The 19,688-nt window shown below is 60.5% G+C and carries 16 protein-coding genes and 1 tRNA gene; 5 read left to right on the forward strand and 12 right to left on the reverse strand.

The features are described 5' to 3' along the window. Positions 1–93: 93 nt before the first annotated feature. From AC07V9_RS23470 to dibA, 6 genes are all read right to left on the reverse strand, one after another. On the reverse strand, positions 94–1,083 hold the full coding sequence (locus tag AC07V9_RS23470; protein WP_495018027.1) for a sulfate/molybdate ABC transporter ATP-binding protein: 990 nt from the start codon (positions 1,081–1,083) through the stop codon (positions 94–96). A gap of 3 nt (positions 1,084–1,086) precedes the next feature. After that, positions 1,087–1,959, reverse strand: a complete 873-nt coding sequence (cysW, locus tag AC07V9_RS23475) for a sulfate ABC transporter permease subunit CysW (RefSeq protein WP_495018028.1) — start codon at positions 1,957–1,959, stop codon at positions 1,087–1,089. 11 nt (positions 1,960–1,970) lie between these two features. Beyond that, positions 1,971–2,792 (reverse strand): sulfate ABC transporter permease subunit CysT, encoded by an 822-nt coding sequence (cysT, locus tag AC07V9_RS23480; RefSeq protein WP_495018029.1) that lies wholly within the window; start codon positions 2,790–2,792, stop codon positions 1,971–1,973. 189 nt (positions 2,793–2,981) lie between these two features. Next, on the reverse strand, positions 2,982–3,992 hold the full coding sequence (locus tag AC07V9_RS23485) for a sulfate ABC transporter substrate-binding protein (protein WP_495018030.1): 1,011 nt from the start codon (positions 3,990–3,992) through the stop codon (positions 2,982–2,984). 99 nt (positions 3,993–4,091) lie between these two features. Continuing rightward, positions 4,092–4,274 carry a sulfur starvation response protein OscA gene (gene oscA / locus AC07V9_RS23490; RefSeq protein WP_081565193.1) on the reverse strand — a complete coding sequence of 61 codons (183 nt, stop codon included), beginning with the start codon at positions 4,272–4,274 and terminating at the stop codon, positions 4,092–4,094. Between the two features lie 297 nt (positions 4,275–4,571). Beyond that, positions 4,572–6,488 carry a phosphodiesterase DibA gene (dibA, locus tag AC07V9_RS23495; protein WP_495018031.1) on the reverse strand — a complete coding sequence of 639 codons (1,917 nt, stop codon included), beginning with the start codon at positions 6,486–6,488 and terminating at the stop codon, positions 4,572–4,574. Between the two features lie 177 nt (positions 6,489–6,665). On the opposite strand from dibA, the gene desA reads away from it, so the two are divergent. Together desA and AC07V9_RS23505 are read left to right on the forward strand one after the other, a co-directional pair. Further along, positions 6,666–7,850, forward strand: coding sequence for a delta-9 fatty acid desaturase DesA (desA, locus tag AC07V9_RS23500; protein WP_495018032.1), 1,185 nt, complete (start codon positions 6,666–6,668; stop codon positions 7,848–7,850). Between the two features lie 141 nt (positions 7,851–7,991). Beyond that, a complete protein-coding gene (locus tag AC07V9_RS23505) occupies positions 7,992–8,969 on the forward strand; it encodes a GGDEF domain-containing protein (protein WP_495018033.1) in 978 nt (325 codons plus the stop codon). 143 nt (positions 8,970–9,112) lie between these two features. On the opposite strand, the gene AC07V9_RS23510 is transcribed toward AC07V9_RS23505, so the two are convergent. The 4 genes from AC07V9_RS23510 to AC07V9_RS23525 all read right to left on the reverse strand — a co-directional run bounded on the left by AC07V9_RS23510 (position 9,113) and on the right by AC07V9_RS23525 (position 16,161). After that, positions 9,113–10,333 carry an HDOD domain-containing protein gene (locus AC07V9_RS23510; RefSeq protein WP_495018088.1) on the reverse strand — a complete coding sequence of 407 codons (1,221 nt, stop codon included), beginning with the start codon at positions 10,331–10,333 and terminating at the stop codon, positions 9,113–9,115. 163 nt (positions 10,334–10,496) lie between these two features. Next, positions 10,497–11,780, reverse strand: a complete 1,284-nt coding sequence (gene gabT / locus AC07V9_RS23515) for a 4-aminobutyrate--2-oxoglutarate transaminase (protein WP_495018034.1) — start codon at positions 11,778–11,780, stop codon at positions 10,497–10,499. A 175-nt stretch (positions 11,781–11,955) separates the two neighbouring features. Continuing rightward, positions 11,956–13,398, reverse strand: a complete 1,443-nt coding sequence (gene gabD / locus AC07V9_RS23520; RefSeq protein ID WP_495018035.1) for an NADP-dependent succinate-semialdehyde dehydrogenase — start codon at positions 13,396–13,398, stop codon at positions 11,956–11,958. A 255-nt stretch (positions 13,399–13,653) separates the two neighbouring features. Continuing rightward, on the reverse strand, positions 13,654–16,161 hold the full coding sequence (locus AC07V9_RS23525; RefSeq protein WP_495018036.1) for a dermonecrotic toxin domain-containing protein: 2,508 nt from the start codon (positions 16,159–16,161) through the stop codon (positions 13,654–13,656). 216 nt (positions 16,162–16,377) lie between these two features. Here AC07V9_RS23525 and AC07V9_RS23530 point away from each other — a divergent pair. Beyond that, positions 16,378–16,454 (forward strand) — tRNA-Arg (locus tag AC07V9_RS23530). Positions 16,455–16,601: 147 nt separating this feature from the next. Here the strand turns inward: AC07V9_RS23530 and AC07V9_RS23535 are convergent. After that, positions 16,602–17,327: a DUF4431 domain-containing protein gene (locus tag AC07V9_RS23535; RefSeq protein WP_495018037.1), complete on the reverse strand. Its 726-nt coding sequence runs from the start codon at positions 17,325–17,327 to the stop codon at positions 16,602–16,604. 307 nt (positions 17,328–17,634) lie between these two features. Between AC07V9_RS23535 and AC07V9_RS23540 the strand changes: the two genes are divergently transcribed. Both AC07V9_RS23540 and AC07V9_RS23545 read left to right on the forward strand, forming a co-directional pair. After that, complete coding sequence (locus AC07V9_RS23540; RefSeq protein WP_495018038.1) at positions 17,635–18,075, forward strand: DUF3592 domain-containing protein; 441 nt, start codon at positions 17,635–17,637, stop codon at positions 18,073–18,075. 4 nt (positions 18,076–18,079) lie between these two features. Then, positions 18,080–18,670 carry a hypothetical protein gene (locus AC07V9_RS23545; protein WP_495018039.1) on the forward strand — a complete coding sequence of 197 codons (591 nt, stop codon included), beginning with the start codon at positions 18,080–18,082 and terminating at the stop codon, positions 18,668–18,670. Between the two features lie 60 nt (positions 18,671–18,730). On the opposite strand, the gene tagQ is transcribed toward AC07V9_RS23545, so the two are convergent. Then, complete coding sequence (gene tagQ / locus AC07V9_RS23550) at positions 18,731–19,660, reverse strand: type VI secretion system-associated lipoprotein TagQ (RefSeq protein ID WP_495018040.1); 930 nt, start codon at positions 19,658–19,660, stop codon at positions 18,731–18,733. Positions 19,661–19,688 lie beyond the last annotated feature (28 nt).

Consider the following 19,688-nt stretch of genomic DNA (forward strand, 5'->3'; position numbering starts at 1 on the left):
TTTTGCTGAAGGAAGCGCTTGGCTATGAACCTGCGCAACAATTAACGCAGACATAGCCAATGAATTCGCTCCCACAGTTCGAGGGCCGCGCAGCTAGATGTTTTCAACCTTCTGCCAAACCTTCGGCTTGAAGAACAACGTCTCCCCGCGCGCCAGGCCAATCAGGCTGTCGTGATCTTTCACCACTTCCACTTCGATCAACTCAGGCTGGCCTTCAGCCTTGAGCGTCACCCGCGTGGTCGCGCCGAGCGGGCGGATGTCGCGCACTTCAGCCGCGTGGTGCCCCTGCACTTCATGACGCGACAGCGACACTTCATGCGGACGGAACAGCACATGATTGTCGTCACCCAGGTGCAGGCGGTTGGAGTCGCCAAGGAAGTGATAAACGAAATCACTGGCCGGGCTCTCGTATACCTCGCCCGGTGAGCCGATCTGCTCGATCACGCCCTTGTTCATCACCACGATACGGTCAGCGACTTCCATGGCCTCTTCCTGGTCGTGGGTCACGAACACCGAGGTCAGGTTGATGTCTTCGTGCAGGCGCGCCAGCCAGCGACGCAGTTCCTTGCGCACCTTGGCATCCAGCGCACCGAACGGCTCGTCCAGCAGCAGCACTTTGGGCTCCACCGCCAACGCGCGAGCCAGCGCAATACGCTGACGCTGGCCACCGGACAACTGCTCCGGGTAGCGATCCGACAGCCAGTCCAGCTGCACCATGTTCAGCAATTCGTGCACCTTGGCGGCGATCTGGGTTTCGTTCGGGCGCTGGTTCTTCGGCTTCATGCGCAGGCCGAAGGCAACGTTGTCGAACACCGTCATATGACGGAACAGCGCGTAATGCTGGAACACGAAACCGACGTTGCGATCACGCACATCGTGACCGGAGACGTCTTCGCCGTGGAACACGATGCTGCCCTGATCGGGAGTTTCAAGCCCCGCGATGATGCGCAGCAGCGTGGTCTTGCCACAGCCGGACGGGCCCAGCAAAGCCACCAGTTCGCCACTCTGGATGTCCAGATTGATGCTGTTGAGGGCTTTGAAAGCGTTGAAATTCTTGCTGACGTTACGGACTTCGATCGACATGAATTATTCCTCCGCCGCGCTTTGGCGCAGACGGCTAATGCGCGCTTCGCTCCACTGCTTGAGCAGCAGGATGAACAGCGCAAGGATCAATAACAGGCTCGCCACGGCAAATGCAGCCACGTGGTTGTACTCGTTGTAGAGAATCTCGACATGCAGCGGCAGGGTATTGGTCACGCCGCGGATGTGGCCGGAAACCACCGACACCGCGCCGAACTCGCCCATCGCCCGCGCGGTACACAGCACCACGCCGTAGATCAGGCCCCATTTGATGTTCGGCACGGTCACATGCCAGAACATCTGCCAACCGTTGGCGCCCAGCAGACGCGCCGCTTCTTCTTCCTGCGTGCCCTGTTCCTGCATCAGCGGGATCAGCTCACGGGCCACGAACGGCACGGTCACGAAGATGGTCGCCAGCACGATGCCCGGCAAGGCGAAGACGATCTGGATATCGTGATCCTGAAGCCACGGCCCGAACACACCACGGGCGCCGAACATCAGGATGTAGACCAAACCTGCAATGACCGGCGACACCGAGAACGGCAGGTCGATCAGCGTCACCAGAATGGCTTTGCCACGGAACGAGTACTTGCTCACGCACCAGGCCGCCGCGACACCGAACACGACGTTCAGCGGCACGGAAATCAGCACCGCATACACCGTGAGCTTGAGCGCCGAGAGCGCATCCGGCTCAAGGATGGCGGTGAAGAAGCCGCCCAGACCGTTTTTCAGGCCCTGACTGACCACCACGAACAGGGGCAACAACAGAAAGATTGCAAAGACCAGCCAGGCAAGGCCGATCAGGATGCGCCGCGACACCGCGTTGCCCCGACGGGCAGCGTTGGCGGAGGAAGCGGCAATGAGCGATGGACCAGACATAGTGCGCCTCCTCAGTTAGGGGTTTCGATGCGTCGCTGCAAAAGGTTGATCAGCAGCAGCAGAATGAACGACACCACCAACATCAGCACGCCAATGGACGTCGCGCCGGCGTAATCGTACTGGTCGAGCTTGACCATGATCAGCAGCGGCAGGATTTCGGTCTTCATCGGCATGTTGCCGGCGATGAAAATCACCGAGCCGTACTCGCCCACGCCACGGGCGAAGGCCAGCGCGAAACCGGTCAGCCAGGCAGGCAATAACGCAGGAACGAGGATGTAGCGGAACACTTGCAGAGGACGCGCGCCCAGACAGGCTGCGGCTTCTTCGACTTCACGGGGGATGTCCGCCAGTACCGGTTGAACGGTGCGCACCACGAAAGGCATGGTGACAAACGTCAGCGCCAGCGTGATACCGAACGGGGTGTAGGCGATCTTGATGCCCAGGTCCGTGGCGAACTGGCCGACCAGACCTGCGGGCGTGTACAGCGCGGTCAGCGCAATACCGGCAACCGCCGTGGGCAGGGCGAACGGCAGATCGATCATCGCGTCGATGATCTTGCGCCCCGCAAAGGTGTAGCGAACCAGCACCCAGGCCAGCAGCGTGCCGATGATGCCGTTGATGATGGCCGCATAGAACGCCGTGCCAAAGCTCAGTTTGAGCGCAGCCAGCACGCGAGGCGCCGTGACGATGGCCCAGAACTGCTCGGCCGTCAGCTGGGAAGCGTGGATGAACATGACCGCAAGCGGTATCAGCACAATCAAGCTGAGGTACACCAAGGTGTAACCCAGCGTCAGCCCGAAGCCGGGTATGACGGGGGATATGCGTCGAGACATAAGTGTCCTTGGTTGATACACGTAACCCGGAACGGGTCCGGGTCTTTATCGTCGTCAGAGAAAATTCGGCAAAATCTAGCAGATATCACTGCTCTACATGTAGGAGCGCGCTTGCCCGCGATCGCATTCGTTCAAACACCCAAGCGGCGTCTGACACACCGTCTCGCGGGCAAGCGCGCTCCTACAGGCTTATTTAGGAATGTAGATCTGGTCGAAGATGCCGCCATCGTTAAAGAACTTGGGCTGAGCCGACTTCCAGCCGCCGAAATCCTTGTCGATGGTCACCAGCTCCAGTTTCGGGAACTGCTTCTCGTACTTGGCGGCGATGTCCTTGTCGCGAGGACGGTAGAAGTTTTTCGCAGCGATCTCCTGACCTTCCTTGCTGTACAGGTGCTTCAGGTATTCCGTCGCGATTTCGGTGGTGCCGTGCTTCTCGGCGTTCTTCTCGACGACCGCAACCGGAGGCTCGGCAAGAATCGACAGCGAAGGCACGACGATGTCGAACTTGTCCTTGCCGCCATCTTCGTTCAGCGCCAGGAAGGCTTCGTTTTCCCAGGCCAGCAGCACGTCGCCCAGGCCGTTGTTAGTGAAGCTGATGGTCGCCCCACGAGCACCGGTGTCCAGAACGGGAACGTGCTTGAACAGGGTCTTGATATAGGCCTTGGCCTTGGTTTCGTCACCGCCGTTGGCTTTCAGGCCATAGGCGTAAGCGGCCAGGAAGTTCCAGCGAGCGCCGCCGGAGGTTTTCGGGTTTGGGGTGATGACCGCGACGTCTTTCTTGATCAGGTCGGCCCAGTCATGGATGCCTTTGGGGTTGCCCTTGCGCACCAGAAACACGATGGTCGAGGTGTACGGGGTGCTGGCGTCCGGCAGTTTGGTCTGCCAGTTTTCCGGAATGGATTTGCCCAGTTTGGAGATTTCGTCGATGTCGCCGGCCAGCGCCAGGGTCACTACATCCGCAGGCGAGCCGTCGATGACAGAACGGCCTTGCTTGCCCGAACCGCCGTGAGACTGATTGATCTTCACGGTGTCGTCCGGATGGGATTTCTTCCAGAAGTTGATGAATTCAGCGTTGTAGTCCTGATACAGCTCACGCGTCGGGTCATACGACACGTTCAACAGCGTGTAGTCCTTGGCAACGGCGGAACCGGCAAACACGGCACTGGCGAGAGCGGCCAGCGCGTAACGGCGAATGGACATGAATCAAGCTCCTGGAATTTAGGTGTTGTTGGCTTTTTCTAGTTTTGATTTCGGTTCAAGCAAATCGGTAATCCATGGCCGCACGCGCTGAAGCGTCCCTCAGCCTTGCTGTTTGCCCGGATTCTGCAGACGGAATTTCTCTTTGCGTTCGATCTGGACCACCTGCGCGTTATGCACTGTGATTTCAACCGCACCGAAACGCAGGTCACGCAGAGCGCTCTGAATTTCTCGCAGAATGCTTGCTTCGTCCTGGCCGTCGACGCTACGTAGAGATGCGCTCATGATCGTGCTCCTTGAAGGGGGTTGCCCGCAGCGGCGGTGGGGAGGCGGCTGCTTGTGGCGTAGGGGCGATATTAGAGAGGCACGGTTATTCTTAAAAATACTATTTAAGAATGCAGATATAACAAAAAAGAATTTGGCTGATTTTCGAGGCGTACGCCACTTGCGGGCTCCCTCATATTCACTGTGGGAGCGAATTCATTCGCGAGTCGTCGGTACAGGCAACACATCATTTTTTGCTCGTGCCATTTTCGCGAATGAATTCGCTCCCCACAGGGGTGACATCCGATTCTCTGGCTGTCATCTCAGCGCAAAAACCGGCGCATGCTGCCAGTCGATCTGCTCGGCGGGCATGGGCTTGGCAAACCAATAGCCCTGCCCCAGCTCGCAATGATTGTGCAGCAGGAAGCTCGCCTGATCGGCCTGCTCAATGCCTTCGGCCAATACCCGCATGCCCATGGCCCGCGCCAGCGCGATGATCGCGTGCACGATGGCGATGTCGTCGTCATCGTCCGGCAGACCGGCCACAAAGCCCTGATCGATCTTGAGCTTTTGCACTGGCATGCGCTTGAGCCGCAGCAGCGACGAGTAACCGGTGCCGAAATCGTCGATGGACAGCTTCAGGCCCAGCTCGCGCAGGCGATGCATCTGTTCGATGGCCTGCTCGGGGTCGTCCATCACCGCGCTTTCGGTGACCTCCAGCTCCAGATAACCCGGCGCCAGGCCCGTCTCGTCCAGCACGTTGGCAACACGACGATCAAGGTCGCCGCGGCTGAACAGCCGAGTGGACACGTTGACCGACACGAACGACAGCGCGATGCCGTCCTTGAGCCACTGGCCCATCTGCCGGCAGGATTCGGTCAGCACCCAGTTATCAATGTCGGCGATCAAACCGCTTTGCTCGGCAACCGGGATGAACTCACCCGGCGAGACCATACCGTGCTGGGGATGCTGCCATCGCACCAGCGCCTCGACGCCTTCGATGCGGCGGGTCTGCAGGTTGTGGATCGGCTGATAGAACACGCGCAACTCGTTCTGCACGATGGCTCGGCGCAGCTCGCCGGCCAGCTGCACTCGCCGTTGGGCGTGGGCGGTCAGTTGCTCGGTGTACAGCGCGTAGCTCTCGCGGCCCTGGCTTTTGGCCTGAAACAGCGCGGCGTCGGCATTGCGAAGCAGTTGCTCTGCGCTCAAGGCGTCGTTGGGAAACAGGCTGATACCGATGCTCGCGGTGAGAAACAATTGCTGCCCCTCGATCATGAACGGCTCGCGCAAGTCGTCGAGCATGGCCTGCGCCAGTTCGGCCGCCTGAATCGCCTGCTGCGGGCTTTCGACCAGCACCGCAAACTCGTCGCCGCCCATTCGCGCCAGGGTCAGGCCTTTTTCCAGCAACCCGCTCAGACGCCCGCCTACCGCTTTGAGCAGCTCGTCACCGACGTTGTGCCCCAGGCTTTCGTTGATGTGCTTGAAATGGTCCAGGTCGATCAGCAGCAGCGCCAGGCTCTGCTTGTTACTCAGCGCATGGGTCTGCGCCTGCTCGGCGCGGTCGATGAACAGCAGTCGGTTCGGCAGCCCGGTCAGGGCGTCGTAATGGGCCAGATGAGCCAGTTCGCGCTCGGAATGCTTGACCGTCGTGATATCGGAAAACACCGCGACAAAGTGGGTGATCACGCCCTTGTCGTCCTTGATCGAGCGGATGCTCTGCCATTGCGGATAGATTTCGCCGCTTTTGCGCCGATTCCAGATCTCGCCGCTCCATTGCCCGGCACTGAGGATGGTCTTGAACATGTGCTCGTAGAATTCGGGGCCATGGCGGCCGGATTTGAATTTCTTCGGCGTCTGCCCCAACACTTCGTCCTGCCGATAGCCGGTGATTTCCATGAACGCGCGATTGACATGAACGATGAGGCCGTTGGCATCGGTGACCAGCACGCCTTCTAGCGTACTGTCGAACACCGCCGAAGCGAGTCGCAGGCGCTGGATATCCTCGTCACGTCGGGCCTGTGGTCCCATCAGTCGCGACAGGCGGCTGCGCGCCAGAAAGATGCAGATACCGCTGACAGTCACCCATCCATAACCGCTCATCAGTTGGGCACGGGCCAGCTGAATCGAATCTTCGATCAACAGGGGTAACGCGTAGTCGCTGAACGCCAGCCAGAAAATCGACAGCAGCCCATACAACAGTGCGGTTTTGAGCGCATCTCGGGTGATCGCTGACATGGAAAACCAAACGCCTTACGAAAGGACAGAATTATAGAGGAAGAAACATCCTGCGACGCTTATCTAAAACACCGACTGGTTTTATCTGGTGGCTAAGTGATAATGCGCGCTGCCGTACCGGGGTCGACACGTCGCCCCTGCACCTTGCACGCGTTACAACCGAGGGCAACTCAGCCTATGTGGAACAACGGTCTGCTCGACCTTTCCGTCTGGCAATTGGTCGCAGTCATTCTGGCGATGACTCACGTCACCATCGTCAGCGTCACAGTCTATCTCCATCGCTATTCCGCGCACCGCTCGCTGGAACTCAACGCCGGGCTCAAGCACTTTTTCCGTTTCTGGCTGTGGCTGACCACGGCGCAGAACACTCGCGAGTGGACCGCCATCCACCGCAAGCACCACGCCAAATGCGAAACCGATGACGACCCGCACAGCCCGGTCATCAAGGGCCTTTCCACGGTTTTGCGCAAAGGCGCCGAGCTGTACCGCGCCGAGGCCGAAAACCCGGAAACCCTGCGCATCTACGGCAAGAACTGCCCCGAAGACTGGATCGAGCGCAACCTGTATTCGCGCTACCCGAAACTGGGTATCGCCATCATGGCCGTGCTTGATCTGGCGCTGTTCGGTGTCATCGGCATCACTGTCTGGGCGATCCAGATGATGTGGATTCCGGTGTGGGCCGCTGGCGTCGTCAATGGCCTGGGTCATGCCATCGGCTATCGCAACTTCGAATGCCGTGATGCGGCGACCAATCTGGTGCCCTGGGGCATCCTGATCGGCGGCGAAGAGCTGCACAACAACCACCACACCTACCCCAACTCGGCCAAGCTGTCGGTCAAGCGCTGGGAGTTCGACATGGGCTGGGCGTGGATCAAGCTGTTCTGCTGGCTGCGCCTGGCCAAGGTTCAGCGCGTGGCGCCTATCGCCCACCGCGTCGAAGGCAAGGGCCATATGGACATGGACACCGCCATGGCCATCCTCAACAACCGCTTCCAGATCATGGCGCAGTACCGCAAGCTGGTGATCGCGCCGCTGGTGAAGCAGGAACTGGCCAAGGCCGATGCGTCGGTGCGTCATCAGTTCCGCCGCGCCAAACGCCTGCTCTCGCGGGAAACCAGCCTGCTGGACGACAAGCATCAGGTGCGCATCCAGACCATGCTGGAGCACAGTCAGGCGCTGAAGGTGATCTACGAGAAGCGCCTGGCCCTGCAGCAGATCTGGGCACGTACCAGCAGCAACGGCCACGACATGCTCGCCGCCATCAAGGATTGGGTGCACGAAGCCGAAGCCAGCGGCATTCAGTCCCTGCGCGACTTCGCCGACCAGCTCAAAACCTACTCGTTACGCCCCTCCCACGCCTGAGCCATTGATCGGCGCACTGTCCTGACGACGTGCGCCTGTCGGAACTTAGTGCCATTACGCCGATCTCATTATCACCTTCGCACTATGCTGTGAAACATGTTGTGGCTGTGCGCCGCACCTTATTTTTGAGATGCAGTGCTCATGGACAACCCGACGACGACCCACGAAACCTCCACTTCCGCAGAGACCCTGCTGGCGCTTATGCACGCCCAGGCGGAAGTCGCGCGGCTGAGCGAGCGCGAACAGCTGTTCAGCTCGCTACTGGTCAGCGTCAACGCCGTGCTTTGGGCGTTCGACTGGCAAACCCAGCGCATGGTCTACGTCAGCCCGGCCTATGAGCGCATCTTCGGCCGCTCGGCGGGGTTGCTGTTGTCCGATTACAACGAGTGGCGCGACAGCATTTATCCCGACGATCTGGACTACGCCGAGCGCAGCCTGAGTGAAGTGCTGGAAAAGGGCTCCATCGAAGACCGCGAGTACCGCATCATCCGCGCCGATGGCCAGGTGCGCTGGCTGAGCGACAAGTGCTTCGTCAGCCATCAGGCCGAGCACGGCCAGCGCTTGATCGTGGTGGGCATCGCTGAAGACATCACTGAAAAGAAACAGCTGGAAGACGAGTTGCAACGTTTGGCGACCACCGATGTGCTCACTCAGAGCAGCAACCGTCGGCACTTTTTCGAATGCGCCCAGCGCGAGTTCGAACAGGCCCGCCTGCAGGGCACGCCGATGGCGTTTCTACTGCTCGACGTGGATGACTTCAAGTTGGTCAACGACACCTGGGGCCACCAGGAAGGCGACCTGGTGCTGCAACGCATTGCCGAATGCGGGCGCAATACGCTGCGCAGAGGCGATCTGTTCGGGCGAATCGGGGGTGAAGAGTTTGCGGCGGTCTTCGTCGGTTGCGCGCCGGACATGGCCAAACAGATCGCCGAGCGGCTACAACGGGAAATCCAGCGACTGAGTTTTCAGCGTGAGGACAAGACCTTCGGCATCACCGCAAGCCAGGGCCTGACCAACCTGCACACGCAGGACCAAAGCCTGGAAGCCCTCTTCGCCCGCGCCGATGCGGCAATGTATCAGGCCAAACGGCAGGGCAAGAATCAGATCGTGTTGGTGTGACCCTCACGCCCAGCTCATGCACAGCACCTGTGGGAGTGAGCTTGCTCACGAAGGGTCCGGTACAGGCCCAGCAGGTTTGAAGTCTGGCAGTCAGCCTTCGTGAGCCAGCTCACTCCCACAGAGATCGAACAACTGCCCCTGACTCATGCCACCAGCTTGTTGCGCACTCGCTGCAGATCCGACGCATTGACCTTCAACAGCCGCGCCGATTTGCTCTTGGCCAGCGCTTCGAGCGGGTCCTCCTGCCCGAGCCGTCCCATCTGCCCTGCAAGATTCATCGCCAGCACCTCGCGGGTGTACACCCCGGTGTTGTACTGATAAACAGCGGCGATCAGCTCGCGCAGTTCCAGCGGCAGGCGCCAGCGCGTGCGCAAGGCCGAGCCGAATGCGGCGGCGTACTGCTCGAGCGCACGGGCGATCGTGGCCTCATCCAGTGTGCCGCCGGCCTGCAACCATTCCTGAAGACAGCGAATCACCGACAGATCTCCCAGCCCCCGAAGCAGGCCCGCGCAATAGCAACGCTCATGATTGAGGTCCAGGGTGCGAGCGAGAATCCGCGCGTAGCCTGCCGTGCGGCGCGAGACTTCCCAGATCTGGCTGGCCTGCAGAATCAGCGTGTCGTCCGTCAGAATCGCGCCGCGCTTGAGCGCCAGCCCCTGCACCAGATTTGCGCTCTGAGTCGCGCCCAGTACAGTCAACGCCTGCGCGAGGGTCTGCAGGGGTTTGCCCTGATGCTGCGATGCGCTGCCCGCTGCGGCGATCAACACGGCAGTGACGTGAGGGTCTTCGATCAGTTCTTGTTCCAGCAGCTTGAGATCAATCCCGGACGGGCCCCGGCTGCGGGCGATCACCTCACGAACGTCGACGTACAGCGGGCCGCCGTCGGCCAGCTCGCGGCGTTTTTCCAGAAAGGCATCCAGCCCCACACCCGGCGCCAACGCAGGCACTTCGCAGGCGATGGCCGCGCCGTCCTTGAGCAGCAGGTTTTCCAGGCGCTGACGCAGGCTGCCGATATTCAGGGGTTTGGTAAGGTAAGCGGTGGGAGCCAACTGTATGGCTTCGCGCACGCTGGCGCTGTCGTTGCGATTGCTCAGGAGGATGAAACGCACGGCAGGCTGGCGCTTGAGCATGCGCACGCCGCGCAGAAGGCTTAGTCCGTCCACGCCAGGCAACTCGCGGGAGGCGATCACCAGATCAGGGATGTAACCGCGCATGAGTTCAACAGCCTGTTTGCCATCCGGACACACATCCAACTGTGCATCGCAGCGCACATCGAGCACGAGTTCACTGAGCATCTCGCGTGCCCAAGGGTCCGCCTCGGCGATCAACACACGAGGAACAGCAGGCGCCTCTACAACGGTCATCATGACTCTCCGGCATCAGTCTTCGTACATTAGTCAAAGACCGGCCGGTGAGACAGGGCAAAAGCGAATTTTCTGGCGCCAATAAACGAAAAAACCTGCCGAAGCAGGTTTTTTCTGACGAAGTGGTCACGATTTGATCAATCGTAACCACCGCTCACGGGCATTAAGCCAGTTCAGCGAAGCACTCTTCGATGATTTTCAGGCCTTTGTCCAGCTGCTCGTCTGGCGAGGTCAGGGGGACCAGTACGCGCAGGACATTGCCGTAGGTGCCGCAGGACAGCAGGATCAGACCCTTCTCGCGGGCCTTGGCCACGACAGAAGCCACAGCAGCCGCGTTTGGCTTGTGGATGTCGCCGTTTTCGAAGCACTCAACCGCGATCATCGCGCCCAGGGCACGAACTTCGCCGATTACGCCAGGGTTCTTGGTCTGAATGGCTTTCAGACCCGTCACCAGACGCTCGCCAACCGCTTTGCAGCGATCCAGCAGTTGCTCTTCTTCGAACACTTCCATCACGGCCAGGGCCGCGGCGCAAGCGATTGGGCTACCCGCGTAGGTGCCACCCAGGCCGCCTGGAGCGATGGCGTCCATGTATTCGGCCTTGCCGCAAACGCCCGCGAGCGGGAAGCCGCCAGCGATGGATTTGGCGAAGGTGGTCAGGTCGGCAGTGACGCCCATCTGTTCCATGGCGAAGAAGGTGCCGGTACGGCCAGCGCCGGTCTGCACTTCGTCAGCGATCAGCAGGATGCCGTGCTTGTCGCACAGTTCGCGCAGGCGAGCCATGAAGGCTTTAGGCGCGACGTAGAAACCGCCTTCGCCCTGCACTGGCTCGATGATGATTGCGGCGATGTCTTTTGGCTCGGCGTCGTTCTTGAAGATGCGCTCGATGCTGGCGATGGAGTCGTCAACGCTCACGCCGTGCAGCTGGTTCGGGTACAGCGCGCGGAAGATGCCGCCTGGCATCAGGCCCATGCCGGCCGAGTACGGCACAACTTTACCGGTCAGACCCAGGGTCATCATGGTGCGGCCGTGGTAAGCGCCGGTGAACGCGATGACGCCAGCACGGCCAGTGGCAGCGCGGGCGATCTTGACAGCGTTTTCAACGGCTTCGGAGCCGGTGGTGACCAGCAGGGTTTTCTTGTCGAAATTACCTGGGACCTTGGCGTTGATTTTTTCGCACAGCTCAACGTAGGGCTCGTACGCCAGTACCTGGAAGCAGGTGTGGGTCAGCTTGGTCAGTTGCTCTTGAACGGCCGCAACGATTTTAGGGTGCAGGTGACCGGTGTTCAGTACTGCGATACCGCCAGCGAAGTCGATGAATTCACGACCTTCGACGTCAGTGACGGTAGCGTTCTTCGCGGAATCGGCGAAGATCGGGTGGATTTGACCAACGCCACGGGGTACAGCGGCTTCGCGGCGTTTCATCAGGGATGCGTTGGTTTTGCTCATGTCTTCCTCATTCACCGCTCATCGGGCGGCGTGGTTCAAGGATAAAGCGGCGGGGGTCAACAGCGGCAGCATGCGATGATCGACTGCCGCGGCCTCCCGGCCAGCAAATGGGTTTTGCTGCTGAAAACACCCGCGCAACGTCGCTCTCGCGCTGCGCGGGCTAGATATCACTGCCTTAAACGCTCAGGCAGAGGTATTTGATTTCCAAGTAGTCTTCGATGCCGTACTTGGAGCCTTCACGGCCCAGGCCCGACGCCTTCACGCCGCCGAACGGCGCCACTTCGTTGGAGATCAGGCCGGTGTTGATACCCACCATGCCGTACTCCAGCGCCTCGGCCACGCGAAACACGCGGCTCATGTTCTGAGCGTAGAAGTACGACGCTAGACCGAACTCGGTGTCGTTGGCCATGGCGATTACTTCGGCTTCGTCTTTGAAGCGGAACAGCGGCGCCAGTGGGCCGAAGGTTTCTTCCTTGGCCACGGCTGCGTCTTTGGACACGTTGACCAGGATAGTCGGTTCGAAGAAGTTGCCTTCCAGGCTGTTGCCACCGCTCAGCACTTTCGCGCCTTTGCCCAAGGCATCGGCGATGTGCTCCTTGACCTTGGCGACTGCTTTTTCATCGATCAGCGGGCCGGTGGTAGTGCCTTCGGCCATGCCGTCGCCGACTTTCAGCTTGGCGACAGCGGCCTGGAGCTTCTCGGCGAACGCGTCGTACACCGAATCCTGCACATAGATGCGGTTGGCGCAGACGCAAGTCTGACCGTTGTTGCGGTACTTGGAGATGATCGCGCCTTCAACGGCCTTATCCAGGTCTGCGTCGTCGAACACGATGAAGGGCGCGTTGCCGCCCAGTTCCAGCGAAACTTTCTTGATGTCGTGAGCACATTCGGCCATCAGTTGACGACCGATTTCGGTGGAGCCTGTGAACGACAGCTTGCGCACGATCGGGTTGCTGGTCAGCTCGGTGCCGATGTCGCCGGCGCTGCCGGTCACGACGCTGAACACGCCAGCCGGGATGCCAGCGCGCTCGGCCAGTTCAGCCAGCGCCAGTGCGGAATAAGGGGTTTGCGAAGCAGGCTTGAGGACCATGGTGCAACCGGCAGCCAGCGCAGGGCCGGCCTTACGGGTGATCATGGCGGCCGGGAAGTTCCACGGAGTGATCGCAGCGGTCACGCCGATGGGCTGCTTGAGCACGATCAGGCGTTTGTCCGGCTGGTGGCCCGGAATCACGTCGCCGTAGATGCGCTTGGCTTCTTCGGAGAACCACTCGATGAAGGAAGCCGCGTAGGCGATTTCGCCCTTGGCTTCGGCCAGTGGCTTGCCTTGTTCCAGGGTCATCAGGCGACCGAGGTCGTCCTGGTTTTCGATCATCAGCTCGAACCAGCGACGCAGCTTGGCGCCACGCTCTTTGGCGGTCAGTGCACGCCAGGCGGGCAACGCCTTGTCCGCGGCTTCGATGGCGCGGCGGGTTTCGGCAGCGCCCATCTTCGGCACGGTGCCGAGAATCTCATTGTTCGACGGGTTGTTGACCTTGATGGTCTGGCCGCTGTCGGCATCAGCCCAGGCGCCATTGATGTACGCCTGCTGGCGGAACAACTTCGAATCTTTGAGCTGCATGTCGGCCTCCTAAACAGCACCGCGCAAGGCGGAGCGAATTATTGATTATTCAAAGGCGCCTCGGCCGAGGCTGCCGTCAGGGAAACATTCGCCGGGCCCCGCACGCACGGATCGCGAAAAGCGCGGGTGACCGAACGGGAGCGTTTGAAATCTCAAACGAATCCTAGGTTCAACAACAACAAAGGACAATAGGGTGTTCGAAAAAAAGAACAAACGCGCCCGATTTGCGAAACGTTCCAGATCAACGGCGGACTGTCAGCGCCACTGGGCAGCAGGGAAGAACCGCTCGATCAGCTCCGGTTGCCGTACCCGGCTGGCATAAGCCGCGCGATCAAAGGGTTCGCCCGTACGCAGGTCATAGACAACGCCGGTGTCGGGTTTTTCCACTTCACGTAGCCGCACCCTGACGAAGTGATAGCGCTCGCCGCGCACCTCGCGGACCGACTCGATGCGCAGAAAGTGACCGGGGGTGAACACCACCTCGGCTTCGGCGGTGGTCAGCGACATCGGCCCGATCGGCACGCCGCTGTTGAGCCCTTTGCCAATCAGCTCGTAGACCACCGAGGTGTCGTCAAAAACATTCACGCGATCCAGGCCCTTTATTTGCTTCGGTGCCACGAAGTCGCGCAGGGCGTAGGGGTTTTCAGTGAACGATGTAATGTCTGTGGTCACCAGCACGTCACCCGGGTTCAGTTCACCACTGCGAAAATGCGCACCACCGGTCGCTCGCCCCCCGCTGCCGCCGCGCCACAAGCGCAGGGCCCCGCTACGGGTCAGTTGCTCAAGCGCATCGAACAGATCCCCCAGATAAGCCAGCATATCGCTGTCGATTTTCGCACCGTGACGGAACACGCCGTTGGCTTGGGTCAGCTCATCGGTGTACGCGGCGATCAGGTCATTGTTGAAGTACTCCCCCTCGATCCAGGTATAAAAAGGCTTGCCGTCCTTGAGCAGGTAGCGAAATTGCTGCGGGGTTTCCAGCAACGGATTGCTCAGAGTGGGGCTGGGCAGGGCCGCTGCGCAGAGAGTTTCGCGCTGACGCTCGAGCAACGCCTGCGACATTTCCCAGTGCAACTCGTAATTGGGCTGCATATAGGTGTCCCAAAACCCGGACGCCACAGTTTCCGGCTGCCCACTTGCAGCCTGCATCTGTTGAACGACCTCAAGCGGCTTCCAAACGAAATCCGTCACCACCCGCACGGGCACCGTCGGCAGGAACGCGAACGGGTCCTCGTCATCCACCACCAGCCAGCTGCGCGCTTCCGGACTTTGGCGGACCCTGAGGGGCAGCTCGTTCATCTCGATCCAGGTAGAACCGTCCTCATCGACGCTCACGCCGTTGAGCATCCCGGCTTCACTTATGGGTTCCGGGACAATGCGGTTGCCCTCAATAACGTCCAAGTCATCACTGCGCAACTCGACAGGCGCAAGCGTCCAAGACGCCAGCATCCGCTCATGGGGAGGTGCTTCAAATCGCAAGGCCTTGACGCCAAGCCCGACGTCGATGATGGAAAACACTGCTGCCACCATATCCGCGGCCGCCGCGATGATTGCCTGCGTGCGTTCGACGACTGATCGCGCACGCACGGCAGCCTCAATATCCAGTGACAGACGCGCCGCCGCAGCCCCCAGCACGACCAGCCCTAATGGCCACGCCAGCACGGCAGAGCCCCCAAAGACTCCAAGGAATGCGCCCAAATAGCCGCGCCAGAGCGACTTGCGCAGGTCCGCATTACTGACCGCCAGTGTCTGGCTAATGGCGAGATCCGCCTTGGCCCACTCACGCATCTCAGCGAACAGGTCAGAAGTGATCTGGCGCCCCACACCGAAGGGCCACGCAGGCGCGTCGACAGGCCCAAAGCGATTGTGCAGATCGTTCATGGCCTGTTGGCGTTCGGCGGCGCTGGCCTGCCGATTACCCCGGTACAACGCATCGAAAGCTTCGGCGGAGCGAAGCTCACGATTGAGCCAGTGCACCAGATCGCCATGATTCGCGAAGGCGCGCGGCAGCCACTCCGTGCCAGGGCAATACAACACCGTTCGACCGTCATCCGCGCGCAGCGTAATCAGATGCCCGCCGCCGGAGACGAGGTAATGACGGATATGAAAGGCATCGGCGTTCGGCGTGACTTCAAGCTTGGTCAGGGTCACCCCGTCCTGCCCCAACCCCAGCCAGGCGCGCAGCCGCTGCCGGTCCTGCGAGGACAGTGCATTCTGCTTCACGGCTTCATCCAGGCTGGCCACCAGACGCAGCTTGGCCAGTAGCATGAAGTCATCACCCAGCTCACGCCAGAAACGCTCGGTGCGCTGTGCGAGCAGCGAGGCGAAGTCCAGCGCCCACAGGTCCCCCATGACCTTGCCCGAATCGAGCTGGACTTCATTGCGCTGGCCGTACTCACTGGCGCCGCTGCCACGGGTATAAAAGCCGCCATAGACCGGCAACACATCAGGCGCCACCTGAAAGCCGTCGTTAAAGCGGTGGATCAGCAGCTGAGTGAAGGTCATCGACTGCTTGGGCGCCCCAAAGTGACGCCAGCCTGTAAACGTCGGCGCGCTGACCGCCTCGTCGAACACGTTCCACCAGATCCGATCGGGGTCCAGCGGGTTGCCCGTGTGCTTGAGCAGATACGCGGCCGCCGTCTTGCGCGCCAACTGATAGACGTCTGGCCAAGCCTCCATGTAAGCCCGAGCCTTGGCCATCACAGCACGCGCATCCGCCATCGAATGCAGGCTGCGCTCGTAGTGTTCGAGGTCGATCGCCATCTTGAAAGTCCTTGCTGATTGAAAGACGTTCAAGGAACCAGCCGATTGGATGGGAACTGCGGTACATAGATACCGCAGCAAAGAAGATCCGAAGAGGTAATCTGAGCGGGCATGGTCGCAAGTGCGCGCGCCGCGGGTTATCGGTCAGGGCGAAACAAACGGCCAGTCAATGCAATGGACGCTTTGAACCGAGATGGGTATCATGGCGCCCGCGTTGCACCTGTAGCTCAGCTGGATAGAGTACTGCCCTCCGAAGGCAGGGGTCGTGGGTTCGAATCCCGCCAGGTGCGCCATATATAAAGAAGCCCGCTGATGTGCGGGCTTTTTTGTGAGCGTCACATTGGCCAAATGAACGCGCTCATGAAACAGCCAGACCAACAGGCAGTAGTAAACCAAAAGTTTACAACTGCGCTGCAACGCGACTAGCAGTTAACGTCCTCCTACTCATCCGTCCCACCCACTCCCAACAACACCTGCGCCTGATCCAGCCACACCGACTGCGCCTTGCCGCTGCTCCCCGTGACGTCCGCCCGCACCCAGCCGCCATCGGCGATCGAGGTCACGCTGATCAGCGTGCCGGACTTGATGAAATCGCGCTTGGTCGTGCAGGTCGATTGCGGGGCCTGGTAGATCCAGGCGTTGCCGCCGATGATCTTGCCTTGCAGCGCTGGGTTGTAGGGCTCTTCGTGCACACCGATGTTCTGGATCAGCCGTTCGCAGTCCACCGGCGGGGCGGCCATGCCGCTGACCAGTTGCACCTGTTGCATCAGTACTTGGGTGTGATGAAAGCCTGTAACGGCGCCGAACAGCGTGCCTTTGAGTACGACGGGTTGGTCGAGGTAGGGGCGCAGGTTGTCGTAGTCCTTCGCCTGCAGAACGAGCTGTACCAGGGTTTCGCTGTCTTCGACGCTGATGTCGGCTTCGTTTTCGTTGCCCTGCATGCACAGTGGTTCAGACAGCGAAAGGTAAAAGCCGACTTGCGGCTCATCGCCCGTGACGACGTCTTCAAAGCCCGGTGGACCGGGGAAGACTTGGCGGGTCAAGGTGCCCGCCAGGGTCGCGTTCGCAGGTTCGTACTGGTTGCACTCGCTGGCCTGCGCGGCAGCGAAGGGCAGCAGGCAGACACCAATGATCAGCGGCAAACAACAGCGAGAGATGACAGTCATGAAGAAGGTTCCGACAGTTCAGGAGGAAAGATCAGGAGAGGTTAGAGAAATATCCGACAGCCGCCAGCTTTACCTGAGCAAGAATGCACACATTGCGGCCTTCTCTACAAAATCATGAGGGGGTGGCTAGAAGGCCTTTTGCCACGCCTTGCGGAAGCCGGTTTTGTCACTCTATATTTCGGCCCATCGTGCGATACAGCGAAAGGATTTGCGTCAGCGATTGACGTCGCTCAAGCGCGGTTCCGACAGCCGTGCAGGGCCTGCCTCTGCGTCATGAATCATTTCTTCAAGGACGAACCAATACAGCATGAGTCCCTCCTCTTCTCCCCGTGCCGATCGTGTGCAAGGCCTTCTGATCGTCCTGATCGGCATCGTGCTGCTGGCCGTTGCCGGTTATCTGGTCAGCGAACGTCACGGTTTTCTGTCCCACGCGCAACGTGTGCCGGGTGTCGTCAAGGCACTGAACGCTGGCGGCTCCCATCCGCAGATTGAATTCACCACAACCGCTGGCGAGGTCGTTTCCTACCCGCAGGGCGGGATGATTTACGGCTATCAGGTCGGCCAACCGGTCGAAGTGTTTTATCAGACAGAAAAGCCCGGCGCGCTGGCGGTGATCAACGACGCCGGTGCGCTCTGGGGTACCCCGGCGCTGGTCGGTCTGATCGGCCTGATCTTCGCCCTGGCCGGCTTGCTGAAGTTTTCCCGTGGCAAGAAACAGCCACTGGTGTCATCTCTAAAAGGACTTTGAATCCATGACTCAGTCGCTCATCCCGCTGCCCGTCAACGCGAGCCAGTGGAAATACGTGACCGCCAGCAGTGGCGGCCTGAGCATCCTGTTCGCCGCTGGCAGCGGCGGCTCGATCACCCTGCAAGACCCACAAGGCAAGTCGGAGAGCTTTCGTTACGGCGGCCTGGGCGCAGGCATCGGCTTTGGTGCGCGCCTGCCGCGTCTGGGCAAGGTGAACATCGCGATCAGGGGCAAGAGCGTCGGCGGCGCGGGGGCGCTGGAGGCGTTTCCGAGCACAGGGCAAGTGTTCGTGTCTGACGCGATCGCCAACCGTGACCTGACCCGCGACGACATCACCGGCGTCTGTGTCTTCATGGAAGTCAGCGCCGGGTTGATTGCCGGAGGTTCGGCCTCGGCAATGCTGTTCGGCCTCGATCCCAAATTGCTGGCAATCAGTATGGCGGTCAACGCAACGCCGGCCGGCGCAGTGCTGGGGCCATTGGTGATGCAGCGCCAACTGCTGCAATCGGCCAAGGGCGCGCTCGTCATGGCGGGCCTCAACGCCGGGGTACAAGCGGGCGGTAGTGGCGCTATTTATCTGGGCGGGTTGTTCTGACGAAAAAGCCGGTCCTGCTCATGGAACAGGACCGGCTCTGGATCAATCAAACCCGCTCAATCAGACATTAGGGCAAGGCACTGGAGCCCAGTCGCCGAGGTCCGGGTTCTTGCACATGGCGTTGACCTGGGACTGACCCGTCGCTGCGACCTGCTGACCGGCAGCCTGCTTGGCCTTGGCGTCCAGCAGTGTCTTCTCGGTGCTGACGGCTTCCTGAGGCACGGTCGGCAATTTCTTCTTCACCGGCGCCTTTTTCTTGCTGGTCGTGGTGGCCGCTGGCGTGGTGTCAGCCGCGACAACGGTGGCCACATCGGTACGCTGAACGCCTACGGTTTGCAGGTCTTTTTCGTAGGCTTGGGTGTAGTTGTTGATGTCTTCACCGGTCTTGCCGTTCACAGCGGTGATCAGGTCGTTGGACTCTTTCAAACCGGCGACGATTTCAGCCAGACGCTTGCGGCCTTCGGTGTCGTTGATGGTCTTGGCCTTGCGTGCCGCGATCAGCTTGGTGAACTCGCTCTGGTAGCATGACTGCGATGCCTTGGCGTAGCCCGTGCTGCGGTCGATGTCCGCCGCACGCTTGTCGATGTCGGTGCCGTAGGAGCCGATGCGCTGGTTGTCGTCGGTGATCTGCTTCTGCTTCTCGGTGTAATAACCGGCTGCACCGCCGACCAGCGCACCCCCGGCGGCACCGATGGCGACGTTGCGCGCACGGTCCTCGGAGCTGCCCACCAGCGCGCCGGCCAGGGCACCCCCCAAAGCGCCCACGGCGGCGCCGCCAAACACCGACTTGCTCACGTCAGAATCAGTCTGACGCAGGTGCTGTACCGGCTCGTAGCAGGTCGGGTAATACTCGACCTTGGTGCTGGCTCCGACCTTGGAAACCGGCGAGTTGGCACACCCCGCCATCAGCACGAAGCCAAATCCTGCGGCAACCAACAACAGTCCACGGCACTTGGAGGTGGACACAACGGGGTTACGGGATAACTGCATGGTGATGCTCTCTTTTTTGGTTTTTTCA

It is taken from the genome of Pseudomonas sp. GW821-FHT02A11, assembly GCF_059421985.1.

Bases quoted from the DNA above. Each gene is read 5' to 3' on its own strand.
- AC07V9_RS23470 (WP_495018027.1), bottom strand. From the start codon at position 1,083: ATGTCGATCGAAGTCCGTAACGTCAGCAAGAATTTCAACGCTTTCAAA.
- cysW (WP_495018028.1), bottom strand. From the start codon at position 1,959: ATGTCTGGTCCATCGCTCATTGCCGCTTCCTCCGCCAACGCTGCCCGT.
- cysT (WP_495018029.1), bottom strand. From the start codon at position 2,792: ATGTCTCGACGCATATCCCCCGTCATACCCGGCTTCGGGCTGACGCTG.
- AC07V9_RS23485 (WP_495018030.1), bottom strand. From the start codon at position 3,992: ATGTCCATTCGCCGTTACGCGCTGGCCGCTCTCGCCAGTGCCGTGTTT.
- oscA (WP_081565193.1), bottom strand. From the start codon at position 4,274: ATGAGCGCATCTCTACGTAGCGTCGACGGCCAGGACGAAGCAAGCATT.
- dibA (WP_495018031.1), bottom strand. From the start codon at position 6,488: ATGTCAGCGATCACCCGAGATGCGCTCAAAACCGCACTGTTGTATGGG.
- desA (WP_495018032.1), top strand. From the start codon at position 6,666: ATGTGGAACAACGGTCTGCTCGACCTTTCCGTCTGGCAATTGGTCGCA.
- AC07V9_RS23505 (WP_495018033.1), top strand. From the start codon at position 7,992: ATGGACAACCCGACGACGACCCACGAAACCTCCACTTCCGCAGAGACC.
- AC07V9_RS23510 (WP_495018088.1), bottom strand. From the start codon at position 10,333: ATGACCGTTGTAGAGGCGCCTGCTGTTCCTCGTGTGTTGATCGCCGAG.
- gabT (WP_495018034.1), bottom strand. From the start codon at position 11,780: ATGAGCAAAACCAACGCATCCCTGATGAAACGCCGCGAAGCCGCTGTA.
- gabD (WP_495018035.1), bottom strand. From the start codon at position 13,398: ATGCAGCTCAAAGATTCGAAGTTGTTCCGCCAGCAGGCGTACATCAAT.
- AC07V9_RS23525 (WP_495018036.1), bottom strand. From the start codon at position 16,161: ATGGCGATCGACCTCGAACACTACGAGCGCAGCCTGCATTCGATGGCG.
- AC07V9_RS23535 (WP_495018037.1), bottom strand. From the start codon at position 17,327: ATGACTGTCATCTCTCGCTGTTGTTTGCCGCTGATCATTGGTGTCTGC.
- AC07V9_RS23540 (WP_495018038.1), top strand. From the start codon at position 17,635: ATGAGTCCCTCCTCTTCTCCCCGTGCCGATCGTGTGCAAGGCCTTCTG.
- AC07V9_RS23545 (WP_495018039.1), top strand. From the start codon at position 18,080: ATGACTCAGTCGCTCATCCCGCTGCCCGTCAACGCGAGCCAGTGGAAA.
- tagQ (WP_495018040.1), bottom strand. From the start codon at position 19,660: ATGCAGTTATCCCGTAACCCCGTTGTGTCCACCTCCAAGTGCCGTGGA.